Source organism: Xanthomarina sp. F1114 (assembly GCF_026410255.1).
Classification (GTDB): Bacteria; Bacteroidota; Bacteroidia; order Flavobacteriales; family Flavobacteriaceae; genus Xanthomarina.
On sequence record NZ_JAPMLL010000001.1, the window covers coordinates 226,921 to 242,552 of the forward strand.

Consider the following 15,632-nt stretch of genomic DNA (forward strand, 5'->3'; position numbering starts at 1 on the left):
TCACCTTTTTTTGCCCCAAATCTACCATGAACTTAACCTACTTATGTTATGGTACATCTAAAGTAGTTTTATTTTATTTATATATTTCAATATATTAGACAAACGGTAAAATTAACCGATAAACAGTCTATATAATTAGACAAACAGTTTATTATTAACATCTTAGCATTCTATAATCTAGTATGCACGCTCATTAATTCCTTCGTAGAAATTAATAAAAGCTCTGTTTACTACACGATTTCCTCCTGGAGTAGGATAATTACCAGTAAAGTACCAGTCTCCCAAATTTTTAGGACAGGCTTTATGTAAGTTTTCTACAGGTTGAAAAATGGCTTTTACTTCGGCCTTTACGTCCACATCGGAAATCAACTCTGCTATTTTATCAGAAATTTCATCATCCGAAAACTCAGAATATAAATCTTTTACAAAGTTTCTAATATCCTTATCGGCTAATTGAGTTTGTGCTTTACATTTATCATATACTTCTTTTACTAAATGGTATTTATTGTTTTCTTCCAATAAGTCTAGCATGGCTCTAAAAGCTATTAAGTCTTCCAATCTAGCCATATCTATTCCGTAACAATCTGGATAACGTATTTGTGGAGCAGAAGATACAACTACTATTTTCTTAGGATTTAAACGATCCATCATTTTAATAATACTACTTTTAAGTGTGGTTCCTCTTACAATACTATCGTCTATAATAACTAAATTATCGGTAGGTTTAATAACACCATAAGTAATATCGTAAACGTGTGCAACCAAATCGTCTCGACTACTATCTTCTGTTATAAACGTTCTCAACTTAACGTCTTTCACGGCTATTTTTTCAATTCGAGGTCTTTCAGATAAAATCTGAGTAACTTTTTCTGCAGACAGCTTTCCATTTCCATTTAGAATAGCTTGTGTTTTCTTTTCGTTTAAGTGATCTTCTACGGTTTCAATCATCCCAAAAAAGGATGTTTCAGCAGTATTTGGTATATATGAAAAAACGGTATTCTCTGTATCGTTATCAATAGCTTCTAAAACTTTTGGCATTAACAACTTTCCTAAAGTTTTTCGTTCTTGATAAATTTCGGCATCACTTCCTCTAGAAAAGTAGATACGTTCAAAAGAGCACGCTTTTCTTTCCACTGGCTCAATGATTTTATGGATATCCATTTCACCAGATTTTTTAGTTATAATTGCGTGGCCTGGTTCCAATTCCTTTACATCTTCAAAATCTACATTAAACACAGTCTGGATAACTGGTCTCTCGGATGCCACAACTACAACCTCATCATCTTTATAATAATAAACCGGTCTAATTCCAGCAGGATCTCTTAAAACAAAAGAATCTCCATGACCTAATAGTCCAGCCATAGCATATCCGCCATCCCAATTTTTAGAAGAGCGTTTTAAAATTTTTGCTACATTAAGTCTTTCTGCTATTAAAGGTGAGCATTCAATTTTACTATAACCTTCTTTTTTAAGTTGTTTGTATTTTTTAGCGACAGCATCGTCTAAAAAGTGACCTATTTTTTCCATAATAGTTATGGTGTCTGCCTTTTCTTTTGGATGCTGACCAATTCTAACTATTTCTTCAAATAACTCATTAACATTAGTCATGTTAAAGTTTCCTGCTAGAATTAAATTTCTATGCATCCAATTGTTTTGTCTTAAAAACGGATGCACATTTTCTACACTATTTTTACCAAAAGTACCATACCTTACATGTCCCAATAAAACTTCTCCAACGTATGGTATATTTTTTTTCTGAAGCGCCACATTATCTTTATACTCCGGATGCGCCAGCATTTCTTTATTAATTCTGTCGTTTATTTGAGCAAATATGTCCTGAATAGGTTGTTGAGCAATTGATCGTACTCTACTTATATAACGCTCTCCTGGTAAAGTATCTAATTTAATACTTGCAAAACCTGCTCCATCTTGTCCTCGATTGTGCTGTTTTTCCATAAGAAGATACATTTTATTAACCCCATAAAATGCTGTACCGTATTTTTCTTGGTAATATTCCAAAGGTTTTAAAAGTCTAATGTGTGCTATTCCACATTCGTGTTTTAAAGCGTCGCTCATGATATGATGTATTGTATTATTTTATATAATTCTGAAATTGTTTAACAGTTTCAAAATAAAAAACGCGCTCAAATTTGAGCGCGTTTTGTTATGCTAATTCTATATCGAATTGTGTTAAATTCTTAAATTGTTGTAGACGATGATGTACCTCCCTGGTATCTAAACCAGTCATTCTTTCGGTTCCAAATTTTTCTACGCAGAAAGAAGCTAAAGTTGATCCATAAATAACTGCCTTTTTCATGTTTTCGAAAGATAAGTCTTCTGTTTTTGCTAGATACCCAGCAAATCCACCAGCAAAGGTATCTCCAGCTCCTGTTGGATCAAAAACTTCTTCTAAAGGTAATGCGGGTGCAAAAAACACATTGTCTTTATAAAATAATAAAGCCCCGTGTTCTCCTTTTTTAATAACCACGTATTTAGGACCCATTTTATGAATTTTTCGAGCTGCAACAACTAAAGAGTATTCTCCGGTTAATTGTCTAGCTTCTTCATCGTTAATTGTGATAACATCCACTTTATTGATGACTGCTTTTAATTCTTCTAAAGCACAGTCCATCCAAAAGTTCATGGTATCTAAAATAACCAATTCGGGTTTCTCTTTCATTTGTTCTAGCACACTCATTTGGACATTAGGGTGTAAATTTCCTAACATAACCACTTTCGCATTCTTATAATCTTCTGGAACTACAGGATTAAAATCGGCAAGAACATTAAGTTCTGTTGCTAAGGTATCACGCGTATTCATATCGTTATGATATTTTCCACTCCAATAAAACGTCTTCCCTTCTTTAACTATTTCAACACCAGATATATCTATGTTTCTATCCGATAATAGATCTAAATATTCTTTAGGAAAATCGCCTCCCACTATAGATACAACAGAGGCATCTACGTTAAATTGCGATGCTGCTAAACCAATAAAGGTCGCTGCACCACCAAGAATTTTATCTGTTTTTCCAAAAGGAGTTTCAATAGCATCAAAAGCTACAGTTCCTACAATTACTAACTTACTCATACTGAGGATATAATTTTTGTTTGCCTTCACATTAACAGCTCCAGCTTATAAGGATGCAAATATAATGTATTTAGCTACTAATACACGAAAGATTTTTTCAATAAATTATTACTTTTTAATAAAACCAACTGCTTTTTTTTAAGACAAACAGCTACTCTTTAACGAAGATAATTTAGAGGGCATAGCAATAAATACAGTTTCAACCATAAATAAAAATTAAAAAGATATTGCTAATGGTTATTAAATTACTTTCTTCCAAAATCGGCTGGAATTTCTCCCCACGCCTTGGTTTCCCATTTTACAATAGTTGTTTTATAGGTATTTGCTTTAAGCCAAGCTACAGCTCTATCTACCAACTGAAAGACTGCTTTATTTTTTTCATTTCGCTCTAATTTGGTATTACAGGTTTTCTTTTTAATCCAACTGATAGCTGTTCTTGAATCTGTATAAATAATCCTGTCGCTATTATTTTTTTTTAAAAAGGCCAACCCATGAACTAAAGCTAAGAACTCACCTATATTATTGGTACCTTCCTCAAAAGGGCCTTGAATAAAAAGCTGCTTTTTTGATTTAGTATCAACACCTCGATATTCCATAATACCAGGGTTACCACTTGATGCGGCATCTACAGAAATAGAATTATAATTGGGCGTTCCAATTTTTTTTAGTTGCTCTGTAGAAAGACTTGAACTAAACTTTTTTGCTTTCCCAACATAGTCCTTATAACTACCATTATATGCCTTTTTAGCTGCTTCAAAAGTTTCGAACGATTTGTATTGAGCGCCTTCATAATTATCAATTTGCGCTTTACAATCTTTCCAGGATTCAAAAATCCCAGTGCGATGACCTTTCCAGACCGTATAGTATTTTCTTTTCTTTTTACTCATATTTACTTTTCCTGAAACCGAGAATCTTTTCAGTTCTTAATAATAATGAACACTTCAAAATTATTTAAGTTAGTCTTCTTTTAATAACCCTTCAACCACCTTTGGAAAGTGTTCCATCTCCAATTCGTGGATTTTTGCTGCCACATCTTGAGCCAAATCTGTGGACTCTACCTTACATGTAGCCTGAAAAATTATAGCACCTTCGTCATAATGTTCATTTACATAATGTATTGTAATTCCAGTTTCAATCTCTTTATTAGCAACAACAGCTTCATGAACAAAACCACCATACATACCTTTTCCTCCATACTTTGGTAATAAAGCTGGATGGATATTAATTACTTTATTAGGAAACTCTTTTAAAATAGATTCAGGAAATTTCCATAAAAAGCCTGCCAATACAATTAAATCTGGTTTGTTGGCATTTAACAAATCCAGAACATTATTCGTTTTAGTAAAGGCCATTCTATTAAACGACATTGCACTAACTTCAAAATTCTTAGCACGGTCTAAAACTTTGGCATGAGGATTGTTAGATAAAACAAGAACAACAGACGCAAAAGAACTGTTTTTAAAATAAGTAATCAGGTTTTCAGCATTAGTTCCACTTCCGGAAGCAAAAATTACAATACGTTTCATCTATTTATATTAATTAATCTACCCTTGTTATAATATGTAGATTGGTAGAAATTGTGTTCAAATTTAAAAGAATGTTTGTTAATATGATCGATACTCGCTTTATTTACAAATTAAATTGTGTTCGTTGTTCGAACAAAACAAGAATAAATATTAACAATTAGCAGGTAAAATTAAAATACTTCAAGGTTATTTACTAAATTACATGCACATTTTTAAAGTAAAGGTGTGTTATAAGAATAAAGTTTTTTATTTTTGCCAACTAATTAAAACTTAAAATTAAAAGATTATGTCAGACATTGCATCAAGAGTAAAAGCGATTATCGTAGACAAATTAGGTGTTGATGAAAACGAAGTTGTAACTGAAGCTAGCTTCACAAACGATTTAGGAGCAGATTCATTAGACACTGTAGAATTAATCATGGAATTCGAAAAAGAATTTGATATCCAAATTCCAGATGATCAAGCTGAGAACATTGCAACAGTTGGTCAAGCTATCTCTTATATAGAAGAAGCAAAAAAATAATTCATAAAAACTTATGAAATTAAGGCGAGTTGTAATTACTGGTTTAGGAGCACTAACACCTATAGGCAATACCAAAGACGAATTTTGGGAAGCGCTTAAAAGTGGTAAAAGTGGTGCTGCACCTATAACATATTTTGACACTGAAAAGTTCAAGACCAAATTCGCCTGTGAATTAAAAAACTTTAACGCAACTGATTTTCTTGATAGAAAGGAAGCTCGAAAAATGGATAGATTTACACAGTATGCTATGGTGGCTTCAGATGAAGCTATTGCAGATGCTAAGTTAGATCTTTCTGTTGTAGATAAGCTTAAGGTTGGAGTTATTTGGGGAGCAGGAATTGGTGGTTTGGAAACATTTCAACAGGAAGTTTTAAACTTTGCTGCTGGAGATGGCACTCCAAGGTTTAACCCATTTTTTATTCCAAAAATGATTGCAGATATAGCACCAGGAAACATATCCATTAAACATGGATTTATGGGACCTAACTATACTACGGTATCTGCTTGTGCTTCAGCGGCAAACGCTATGATTGATGCTCTAAACTACATACGTTTAGGACATTGTGATGTAGTTGTAACCGGAGGAAGTGAAGCAGCTGTAACCATTGCTGGAATGGGTGGATTTAATGCCATGCATGCTCTATCAACAAGAAATGAAAGTCCAGAAACCGCCTCAAGACCTTTTGACGCAACCAGAGATGGTTTTGTATTAGGTGAAGGTGCTGGAGCAATAATTCTTGAAGATTATGAGCACGCCAAGGCAAGAGGCGCAAAAATATATGCTGAAGTTCTTGGAGGAGGATTATCTTCCGATGCGCACCATATGACAGCGCCGCATCCAGAAGGAATTGGCGTGATTGCTGTAATGAAAAATTGTTTGGAAAATGCAGGTATTCAACCAGAAGAAGTTGACCATATCAACACACATGGCACCTCTACTCCTCTTGGGGATGTAGCAGAATTAAAAGCCATTTCTGAAGTGTTTGGAGAACATGCAAAACATATCAATATTAATTCAACAAAATCCATGACTGGACATTTACTAGGAGCTGCTGGAGCTATTGAGTCTATTGCTGCTGTTTTAGCAATGGAACACGGCATCGTTCCTCCTACAATCAATCATGAGTTTGCTGATGAAAACATTGATCCCGAACTTAATTTAACATTAAATAAAGCTCAGAAACGCGACGTTAAAGTAGCAATGAGTAATACTTTTGGCTTTGGAGGACACAATGCCTGCGTATTATTTAAAAAATTAGATTAAATTAACGAATGAAACACATTCGAAACATATTAAATTCCCGTTCTAAAAGTGACGGGAATTTTTTTGTGTTTATTCACGGCATCCTTGGTTTTAAGCCCAAGTCTTTAAAGTATTATAAAACGGCATTTACGCATCGTTCTATGAACATTAAAGACAATAAAGGCAATACCATTAACTACGAACGGTTAGAGTTTTTAGGAGATGCCATGCTTGGCGCTGTAATTGCATCACATCTATACACAGAAGTTCCTAGTGGAGACGAAGGTTATTTGACTAAAATGCGCTCTAAGATTGTAAGTCGAGAACACTTAAACGAATTAGGAAAAGAACTAGACCTAATTAGCTGTGTTGAAAGTAAAATACCTAAAGGACAGTTTGGAGATAATATTCACGGAAATTTATTCGAAGCTTTAGTAGGTGCTATATTCCTTGACAGAGGCTATAAATATTGTGAAAAATTTATTTACAAAACAGTCATTATTCCTTATGTAGATATTGAAACGCTTGAAGGAAAAGTAATAAGCTATAAGAGTTTATTAATAGAATGGTGCCAAAAAGAAAAGAAAACCTTCGATTATAACGTGTACGAAGACACTGGAAATGATGAAGTTAGACATTTTTCTGTAAAACTATCTATAGATGGTAAAGTAATCTCCAAAGCAAGAGCTACTTCAAAAAAGAAAGCAGAAGAAAAAGCGTCCAAACGTGCTTTTTTTGTATTTCAAAAGCAGATTTCCAAGGATTTTTAATCCTGTAATTTTCCGATTAAATTACTGTTAAGTTTAATTAAAACTTGGCCTATTAACACGGATAAATCTTATCTTTACATAGTAAAAGTATCATGGCAATAAAAAAACTAAGCTTAGATGATTTTTTTGACGACGAGGGCTTTACCCTAATCGGAATTCACACCTCTTTAGAAGATTACAGACTTGCTTATTTGTTAAATACAAAGTTAAACATCCGTTTAAAGAGAAAGAAAAAGGATTTAGATTTTAGCAATAATGCCGTATATTCTATATATGAATGGTATGATGAAAAACAATTGAATACTTGGAATTTAGTTTCTAATATTTGTAAATTGGAAACTGTAAACACAGAAATATCCAATAATCTTTTTTCAGATTCTGGGAAACTTACAGAAACATTTTATTTACTACCAGAATTAAAAAAAGTGAATTTTTTATTAAAAATCTCCGATGAACAAATGTCTGAAACCAAACGCCAAAAAATAGTAAATACCATTCAGGAGATAGCACAAATAGTTACTGCTTATTCTATTGAGACAGATCAACTTAAATCTAAAAGTAATTTAATATTTAATTAAAAAGATTACCGTTTTTACGGAAAATAAATATGTTAAGACGAAAAAAAACCAAAATTGTAGCCACATTAGGCCCAGCAACTAGCACCAAAGAAGTTTTAAAAGGAATGCTAGATGAAGGAGTTAACGTGTTTAGAATTAACTTTTCTCATGCTAACTATGATGATGTAAAGGAGCGTATTAGCACAATACGTGAATTAAATAAGGAATTCGGTTATAACGCCGCAATTCTAGCAGATTTACAAGGTCCCAAATTACGTGTTGGAACCATGAAAGGAGAGGTTTTTGTAAATGAAGGTGACGAGATAGTTTTTGCAACCGGAGAACGTTTTGTAGGAACCAAGGAACGTGTTTACATGACCTATGACAAATTTCCACAGGATGCACAACCAGGAGAGAGAATTCTATTAGACGATGGAAAACTAATTTTTGAAGTTGTTTCTTCCGATAAAAAAAGTGAAGTTATTGCCCGAGTAATTCAGGGAGGACCTTTACGTTCAAAAAAAGGGGTAAACCTTCCAAATACAAATATTTCTCAACCAGCCCTTACCGAAAAAGACATTCAAGATGCCATTTTTGCTATTGGATTAAAGGTAGATTGGATGGCACTTTCTTTTGTGCGCCATGCCGAAGATTTAATGCAACTTGAAGAGTTAATTAAAGAACATAGCGATCAAAAAATTCCTATTATCGCTAAAATAGAAAAACCAGAAGCTGTAGAAAACATCGATAAGATTGTTGCTTACTGTGACGGTTTAATGGTAGCTCGTGGAGATTTAGGTGTTGAAATTCCAGCAGAAGAAGTTCCTTTAATTCAAAAACAATTAGTACTAAGAGCTAAACAAGCTAGAATTCCGGTAATTATTGCTACGCAAATGATGGAAACCATGATTTCTAGTCTTACACCTACCAGAGCAGAAGTAAACGATGTAGCCAACTCCGTAATGGACGGTGCAGATGCCGTTATGTTGTCTGGAGAAACTTCGGTGGGTAGTTATCCAGTACAAGTAATAAAACAAATGGCTAGCATTATTAAAAGTGTAGAAGACTCTGCTTTAATAAAAGTGCCACAAGTACCGCCACATATTAGAACCAAAAGGTATATTACTAAATCTATCTGTTATCACGCAGCTAATATGGCAAACGAAATTGATGCCAAAGCTATTTCTACCTTAACAAACAGTGGATATACAGCATTTCAAATTTCAGCATGGAGACCAAGTGCACATATTTTAGTGTTTACTTCTAACCATCGTATTTTAACACAACTTAGCTTGCTTTGGGGAGTTGAAGCTTTTCATTACGATAAGTTTGTAAGTACAGACGAAACGATTGAAGATGTTAATACCATTGCCTGCCAAAAAGGATTTGTAGAAGCCGGAGATATGTTAATTAGTTTAGCCGCTATGCCTATACAAGATAAAGGAATGGTAAATACCTTACGTATTACCGAAATTACAAATTGTAATTTTGAAAAAGATAGCTAAAACTCAAATTGTAATTGTACACTCACCGTTTTAGATTCGGGTTTGCTTGGTTTTTTACTGCTAGTTTCATTGTTCAAACTAGACATTGAAATACCAAGCAATCTCACCGAATTACTTAATTTCTCTTGGTATAACAAGTCTTTTGTTACTTCTAAAATCAAATCTTTATCACTTATATAATAAGGTAAAGTCTTGCTTCTTGTTTGTAAGGTAAAATCGCTATATTTTATTTTTAAGGTAATGGTTTTCCCTGAAACTTTACTCTTATTTAATCGTTTGGAAACTTCTTGAGCTATATGTTCTAATTTTTCAAGCATGAAGATTTCACTTGATAAATTTTCGCTAAAAGTGCGTTCTGCAGCTAAGGATTTTCTAGTTCTATTGGGTTTCACTTCAGAGTTATGAATACCTCTAACAATATTAAAATAGAAAGCACCCGACTTGCCAAAATGTTCCTCCAAATATTCCAAAGATTTCGATTTTAAATCTTTCCCGGTGAACACACCTAACTGATACATTTTTTCAGCTGTTACCTTACCAACACCATAGAATTTCCTAATATCTAACAGCTCTAAGAAAGGAATTACTTCTTCTGGATTTACAGTTTTTTGTCCATTTGGTTTATTATAATCGCTAGCTACTTTAGCCACAAACTTATTGATGGAGATTCCTGCCGAAGCTGTTAAACCTACTTCGTTAAAAATACGATCTCTTATTTCTTTTGCAATTAAGCTGGCGCTTGGATTCCCCTTTTTATTTTCGGTAACATCCAAATAAGCTTCATCTAAAGATAGTGGTTCTACCAAGTCTGTATAATCGTGAAAAATCTTTCTAATCTGTTTGGAGATTTCTTGATATCTATCAAACCTGGGTTTTACAAAAATAAGATCCGGACAATTTCGTTTTGCTTGAGCTCCACTTAGAGCGCTTCTAACACCAAACTTTCTTGCTTCATAACTTGCAGCAGCTACGACACCTCTGGCTCCTCCACCTCCAACGGCAATAGCCTTACCTTTTAATTCAGGATGGTCCATTTGCTCTACAGACGCATAAAAAGCATCCATATCCACATGAATTATCTTTCGAATTGGTAAATTGTCTAGCATCATGTAAATTTATAATATCTTTATCAAAACAACATGTCAAAATGGGTAAAACAGCTATCATTTTAGGAGCAACAGGATTAACTGGAGGTTTACTATTAGAACAACTTTTAATCGACAGTAGATACGAGAAAATAATTCTGTTTTCACGAAGAACTTGCGGCTTAAAACATAATAAAATTGAAGAACATCTCGTGGATTTATTAGATTTAACTTCACATAAAAACTTATTCCTTGCAGACGAAGTGTATTGTTGTATTGGCTCCACAAATGCCAAGACACCCAACGAAGAGCAGTATCTTGAAATAGACTATGGCATTCCAGTAATAGCTGCACAACTTTGTAAAGAGAATAACATTCAAACCTTTATTGTTATTTCGGCATTAGGCGCCAATAGTAAAAGTAAAATGTTTTACAACCGTACAAAAGGCAGAATGGAAGAAGCTGTTCTTAGAGAAAAAATTACAAACACTTATATCTTGCAACCTGCGCTAATTGGTGGAGATAGAAGCGAAAAGAGATTTGGAGAATCTGTAGCAAAACTAGTCATGAAAATGGTGAATCCATTTCTATTTGGCTCCTTGTCAAAATACAAATCTATTCATCCCATAAATATCGTTAAATGCATGGTTTTTCTTGCAAATAATTTGTATCCTACTGTAAGAATTCCATCAGATGAAATAAGAAAAATAGCTAATAATAATTAAAAATATTCCTCTTTTGTAGACATTGTTATGGTAGAAATTGAACGCAAATTTTTAGTAAAAAATACAGATTTTAAAAAAGAAGCCTTTAAAGAAATTTCAATAAAACAAGGCTTTTTAAGCTCGGAAAAAGAGAGAATTGTACGGATAAGACTTACAGACAATACGGGTTTTATTACTGTAAAAGGCGCTCCCTCGAATAATGGAATATCTAGATTTGAATGGGAAAAAGAAATTTCTAAAACAGATGCCGAAGCGCTTTTTAATTTATGTGAAGATGGCCGTATTGAAAAAACCAGATACTTAATCCGTTCTGAGAATCACATCGTTGAAGTGGATGAGTTTTACGGCGAAAACGAAGGTTTAGTTGTAGCAGAGATTGAATTAAATGAAGTTTCAGAACCGTTTGCAAAGCCTCCCTGGTTAGACACAGAAGTTACTGGCGATGCTAAATATTATAACTCTGAATTAAGTAAAAACCCCTATAAAAATTGGACCATAAAATAACTTATCTTATGAAAAACCTCATCCTACTTTGTTTGTGTTTTATAGCTTTTTCAGCTTGTAAACAAGATAAAAAAGACAGCATAACAGATATTAAGGAGAGCCCTACAAGCATTGAAACTGTTGATAGTATAGTGAAAATTGACAGTATTATTGAAAAAGTTGTAGTTGTTCCTATTGAAAAATCTGATAAAGACATTAAAGAAGAATTAGATGCAAAAGGCTTTAAAACCTTCAATTATGTTAATCCTAAAACTCAAGATACTGTTTTAATGCAGCAATATTTTATGGCCTTCTTAAAAAGTGGACCTATAAGGAATCAAAATGAAGAAGAAGCTGCCATGTTACAAGAAGCACATTTAGAACATTTATCTAAAATGTACCAAGAAGGTTATGCCGATTTAATTGGACCTTTTGGAGATGATGGTGAGATACGTGGAATTACCATTTACAATGTACCCACTCTAAAAATGGCAGATAGTTTGGCCAATGCAGATCCTTTGGTAGAGGCAGGAAGACTGACGGTTGAAGTTAGACCATGGTGGGCTCCTAAAGGAAATTCTTTACGCTAGCTTATTCTAAAATAGTAATATATCGTTTCGCTTCATTTCCAAAAGCATCGACAACTGTAATAAGATGTTTTCCCTTTTTTGGAATTATAGCAAACTCATGAATATCCTGGGTACTACCTAAGAACGTCTCATTTAAATACCAGAAAACCATGGTTTCTGGTTTGGAATGCGCTATTTTTAAGATTAATTCGTTTGTAGTTCCATCAAAATCTTTAGGCAGAAAAACACTATTATTATCGTTTGGATAAATAAAGTCCATAGACATAGAATTATCGCCTAAACAATCTGCTCTAAATGGTGGTAAAGATTTGTAAAACGGATTTTTCGCTTTGTAGTAATAAGCCATTAAAGGAGGCAATACAAACCACGATTTATGTTTTATATCAGTAATTTTTTCACAGGAAGAATTTACTTGATACTGCTCTGAAGCATCTACATGTACCAACACATGATACGGACAGGGTTTGGTTTTTAAGCCTGCAACTTGGACAAATTTTTGTTCTATGTCCTTGCAGTTTTGTGTGGCTCGATGTCCACTTTTTTTACAAATATCTATCTCTCGCATCTCGTCGAAAGGTTTTGCAAACCAATTGCTATTAGGTAACAAATTAAACACATCAAACAAAATAGGAGCAGCTGTTTGCACCCCAACTAAGCCTGGTCTTCCCTCACCATCGGCGTTTCCAACCCACACCCCAACTACATAGTCTTTGGTTGTACCAATAGCCCAAGCATCACGAAAACCAAAACTAGTTCCTGTTTTCCAGGCAATCTGTTTCGAACCATCATAAAATTCCCAATTATCATCTCCTTCTGGTCTATTTACTTGTTTTAAACTCTCGTAAGTAAGGTAAATAGAAGCTGCATCGTACAGTGTTTTTTCAGATGTTTTTCTTCCGAAATCAACTTTTTCAGAAGCAATAAATACAGGTTCAGTATATTCTTTAGAATAATATTCACTAGACGTTTCAGAAAAATGATTTACAGTAGAAGACAGCGCTGCATAGCTTTTGCATAAATCCCAAAGATTGCTTTCGGCACCACCCAAAATAAGTGATAAACCATAATAATTGGCAGATTGTGAAATATCTTTTAATTCTAATTTTTTTAAATATTGATAAAACCTATCGAGTCCAAATTCTTGTAGCATTCTAACAGACGGTACATTAAGTGAGCGCGATAAAGCATGGCTGGCAGGTACAGCGCCGTCATAACCTTTATTATAATTTTCAGGATTATAACTTCCAAATTGCGTGGGCACATCGGCTACTAATGTGTTAGGCAATATATCTCCGGCATCCAACATAGCCGCATATAAGAAAGGTTTTAAAATACTCCCTGGACTTCGTGGCTTGTCTATAATATCTACATCTTTTTGGTGTAATTTATCGGTAGGAGTATTTCCTACATAAGCCATAACCTCCCGAGTTTTAACATCTAATACTAAAACCGAAGCATTATAAATACCGTTTTGTTTTAACTGTTTATAATGTGTTTTTACTATTCGATTTACCCGTTCTTGTAAATGATTATCGACTGTAGTTTGAATTCTTTTTCCCAAATATGTTTGCGCTGCTTTTTGTAATAAATGTGGCGCTGTTTGTGGCAAAGCATAAGGCTTCTGTGGTAAGTTTTCGGCAAGAGCTAATTGATAGGTTAGAGAATCAATACTGTGATTATCCAAGAGTTTTGCAAGCAGGCGATTGCGTTTTTTAAGTAATTGCTCTTGGTTTTTTCCAGGGTAGATTAAACTTGGCGCATTTGGTAAAACAGCCAGAGTAGCACTTTCGGCCCATGATAATTGTGTCGCATCTCGATTAAAATAACGCCATGCAGCTGCATCTAATCCTACTACATTTCCACCAAAAGGTGCATGACTGCTATAATAAGCTAAAATCTGATCTTTACTTTCACGCAATTCTAATCGTGTAGATAAAATAACTTCAAGGAGTTTTTCAAAATACGTTCTACTTTGACCCTTTCGAGATAAACGAATAACTTGCTGGGTAATAGTACTACCACCACGTTTTATACCATCTGATTTTAAATTATCTCTAAAAGCTTTAAAGATAGAAACTGGATTAAAGCCTGGGTGTTTATAAAAATAAGCATCTTCGAAAGCAATAATACAGGTTTTAAACTTCTCTGGAACCTGGTCGTTTTGAGGAAATCTCCATTGCCCATCTGTAGCAATTTGAGCACCTAAAAGTTGGTTGTTTTTGCTGGTAATTACCGTTGCAGTAGGGTCTGTAAATAAGTCTTTTGGCAAACAGAAATAATAAGCAATAAGCAGCATACATACTATACCCGATTTAACTTTGTTTGCTTTTATGTAGGAGATGAATCTGTTCATGTTAAATTCTAGCGAAAAGCCTGAATCTTGCAATTTAATTATGAGTTTTTCTGGATTTGAAGCAGCCAATTAAGCGTTTGTTAGGCTCATGTTTTCAGTAGATATTGGTATTCACGTTCTACCTTGCAAATACGAATGTGATACCAATTATACCAAGTGTCTTGCCCTTTTTGTTGTGCCACTAAATGATCGCTTTGCTGTTTCCAGCTCTTTATAGCGTCTAAACTATCCCAATAACTAACGGTTATTCCTAAACCAGCCCGAGCAGATTCCATACTTATAAACCCGGATTGCTGTCTGGCAAGAGCTTCCATGTTTTCGGCCATTTCAGAATATCCCTCAGTATTTTCTGTTAAAATTGAAGTGAAAATTACAGCATAGTAAGGTTTTAAAAGTTTATTCATGGTTTAAATTTTCTTTTATCCCAAGTTAAAACCTGAACTCCTTTCGAATAATGGACCTTATCTGGTTTAGTATGGATTATATGATTAAATTTGGGATAATCTATTTCCAGTTTTTTAATAATTATAGCCTGCATAGGCCATTCCACATGGTGTACATCGTATTCAATTATTTGGCTTTTATAATCTTGAAAAACGGCATAGCGTTCAGTTAACCAAACATCCGTATCATCTTTGATAACAGGTTCGTTTTGTATGCGATATTCTATATAAAATGAATCTTTATAATCTTTGCTTTTTGACTCAAAGCTATAATCTGTACGTTTCATTTTAGAATACTGATATGGGAATTTCGACATGGCTTTTAAAACCTTACAAGATGAACGTTTACTGCCCTCCATATTTAAAAAGTAAACACTTGGCTTACCATTACAAATTATATAAAGGCGAATATTTATTTCATGAAAATCTGAAATATGTGGTAATCTTGGCAAACTTCTAATTCCAATATGATTCATATTAAAAGCCACTAAACTCACCCAGGTTTTTCCATTGGCAATATCCAACTCTATACCATCTGGAAGTAAAGATTTTACAGTTTCGGGCTCTACTTTCCAGTGTAAAAAAATAGCATTATTCCATTCTTGGTAAAATTTCCAAGAACGGGATGGCACATCAAAAGTTCTGTGTCTGGTCTGTTTTAAAATACTTTTTGCTTTCATAATACTACCAGCAATAGCTGAAACCTTATTATTTGTTATTGCTTGTATGGTTTTTCTT

Annotated in this window: 16 protein-coding genes; 8 read left to right on the forward strand and 8 right to left on the reverse strand. The window is 33.8% G+C overall.

The features are described from left to right. Positions 1-177: 177 nt before the first annotated feature. From OS188_RS00950 to purN, 4 genes are all read right to left on the reverse strand, one after another. Positions 178-2,076, reverse strand: a complete 1,899-nt coding sequence (locus OS188_RS00950; protein WP_267146933.1) for an amidophosphoribosyltransferase — start codon at positions 2,074-2,076, stop codon at positions 178-180. 88 nt (positions 2,077-2,164) lie between these two features. Beyond that, positions 2,165-3,091, reverse strand: a complete 927-nt coding sequence (locus OS188_RS00955) for a PfkB family carbohydrate kinase (protein ID WP_267146934.1) — start codon at positions 3,089-3,091, stop codon at positions 2,165-2,167. A 245-nt stretch (positions 3,092-3,336) separates the two neighbouring features. Next, on the reverse strand, positions 3,337-3,978 hold the full coding sequence (locus tag OS188_RS00960) for a ribonuclease H1 domain-containing protein (RefSeq protein ID WP_267146935.1): 642 nt from the start codon (positions 3,976-3,978) through the stop codon (positions 3,337-3,339). Between the two features lie 69 nt (positions 3,979-4,047). Continuing rightward, positions 4,048-4,617 carry a phosphoribosylglycinamide formyltransferase gene (gene purN, locus OS188_RS00965; RefSeq protein WP_267146936.1) on the reverse strand — a complete coding sequence of 190 codons (570 nt, stop codon included), beginning with the start codon at positions 4,615-4,617 and terminating at the stop codon, positions 4,048-4,050. Between the two features lie 286 nt (positions 4,618-4,903). Between purN and OS188_RS00970 the strand changes: the two genes are divergently transcribed. The 5 genes from OS188_RS00970 (at position 4,904) to pyk (ending at position 9,215) form a co-directional block, all read left to right on the forward strand. Further along, positions 4,904-5,140: an acyl carrier protein gene (locus OS188_RS00970; protein WP_007137004.1), complete on the forward strand. Its 237-nt coding sequence runs from the start codon at positions 4,904-4,906 to the stop codon at positions 5,138-5,140. A gap of 13 nt (positions 5,141-5,153) precedes the next feature. Further along, positions 5,154-6,404, forward strand: a complete 1,251-nt coding sequence (gene fabF / locus OS188_RS00975) for a beta-ketoacyl-ACP synthase II (protein ID WP_267146937.1) — start codon at positions 5,154-5,156, stop codon at positions 6,402-6,404. Positions 6,405-6,412: 8 nt separating this feature from the next. Then, complete coding sequence (rnc, locus tag OS188_RS00980) at positions 6,413-7,153, forward strand: ribonuclease III (protein WP_267146938.1); 741 nt, start codon at positions 6,413-6,415, stop codon at positions 7,151-7,153. Between the two features lie 92 nt (positions 7,154-7,245). Further along, positions 7,246-7,731 (forward strand): IPExxxVDY family protein, encoded by a 486-nt coding sequence (locus OS188_RS00985; RefSeq protein ID WP_267146939.1) that lies wholly within the window; start codon positions 7,246-7,248, stop codon positions 7,729-7,731. A 29-nt stretch (positions 7,732-7,760) separates the two neighbouring features. Further along, positions 7,761-9,215: a pyruvate kinase gene (gene pyk / locus OS188_RS00990; protein WP_267146940.1), complete on the forward strand. Its 1,455-nt coding sequence runs from the start codon at positions 7,761-7,763 to the stop codon at positions 9,213-9,215. Here pyk and dinB read toward each other — a convergent pair. After that, a complete protein-coding gene (gene dinB, locus OS188_RS00995) occupies positions 9,212-10,321 on the reverse strand; it encodes a DNA polymerase IV (RefSeq protein ID WP_267147016.1) in 1,110 nt (369 codons plus the stop codon). The two genes, pyk and dinB, sit on opposite strands and share 4 nt — an antisense overlap. A 41-nt stretch (positions 10,322-10,362) precedes the next feature. Between dinB and OS188_RS01000 the strand changes: the two genes are divergently transcribed. The 3 genes from OS188_RS01000 to OS188_RS01010 are packed head-to-tail and all read left to right on the forward strand — an operon-like array spanning position 10,363 to position 12,098. Then, positions 10,363-11,025, forward strand: a complete 663-nt coding sequence (locus OS188_RS01000; protein WP_267146941.1) for an NAD(P)H-binding protein — start codon at positions 10,363-10,365, stop codon at positions 11,023-11,025. A gap of 27 nt (positions 11,026-11,052) precedes the next feature. Further along, positions 11,053-11,529: a CYTH domain-containing protein gene (locus OS188_RS01005; protein ID WP_267146942.1), complete on the forward strand. Its 477-nt coding sequence runs from the start codon at positions 11,053-11,055 to the stop codon at positions 11,527-11,529. 8 nt (positions 11,530-11,537) lie between these two features. After that, positions 11,538-12,098: a YciI family protein gene (locus tag OS188_RS01010; protein ID WP_267146943.1), complete on the forward strand. Its 561-nt coding sequence runs from the start codon at positions 11,538-11,540 to the stop codon at positions 12,096-12,098. 1 nt (position 12,099) lies between these two features. Here OS188_RS01010 and pbpC read toward each other — a convergent pair whose 3' ends face one another. The 3 genes from pbpC to OS188_RS01025 all read right to left on the reverse strand — a co-directional run bounded on the left by pbpC (position 12,100) and on the right by OS188_RS01025 (position 15,574). Beyond that, the gene (pbpC, locus tag OS188_RS01015; RefSeq protein ID WP_267146944.1) at positions 12,100-14,451 is read right to left on the reverse strand and encodes a penicillin-binding protein 1C; all 2,352 of its coding nucleotides are present in this window, start codon (positions 14,449-14,451) and stop codon (positions 12,100-12,102) included. An 86-nt stretch (positions 14,452-14,537) separates the two neighbouring features. Continuing rightward, the gene (locus OS188_RS01020; protein ID WP_267146945.1) at positions 14,538-14,855 is read right to left on the reverse strand and encodes an antibiotic biosynthesis monooxygenase family protein; all 318 of its coding nucleotides are present in this window, start codon (positions 14,853-14,855) and stop codon (positions 14,538-14,540) included. Continuing rightward, positions 14,852-15,574: a YqjF family protein gene (locus OS188_RS01025; RefSeq protein ID WP_267146946.1), complete on the reverse strand. Its 723-nt coding sequence runs from the start codon at positions 15,572-15,574 to the stop codon at positions 14,852-14,854. Before OS188_RS01025 ends, OS188_RS01020 begins: the two co-directional genes overlap by 4 nt. Positions 15,575-15,632 lie beyond the last annotated feature (58 nt).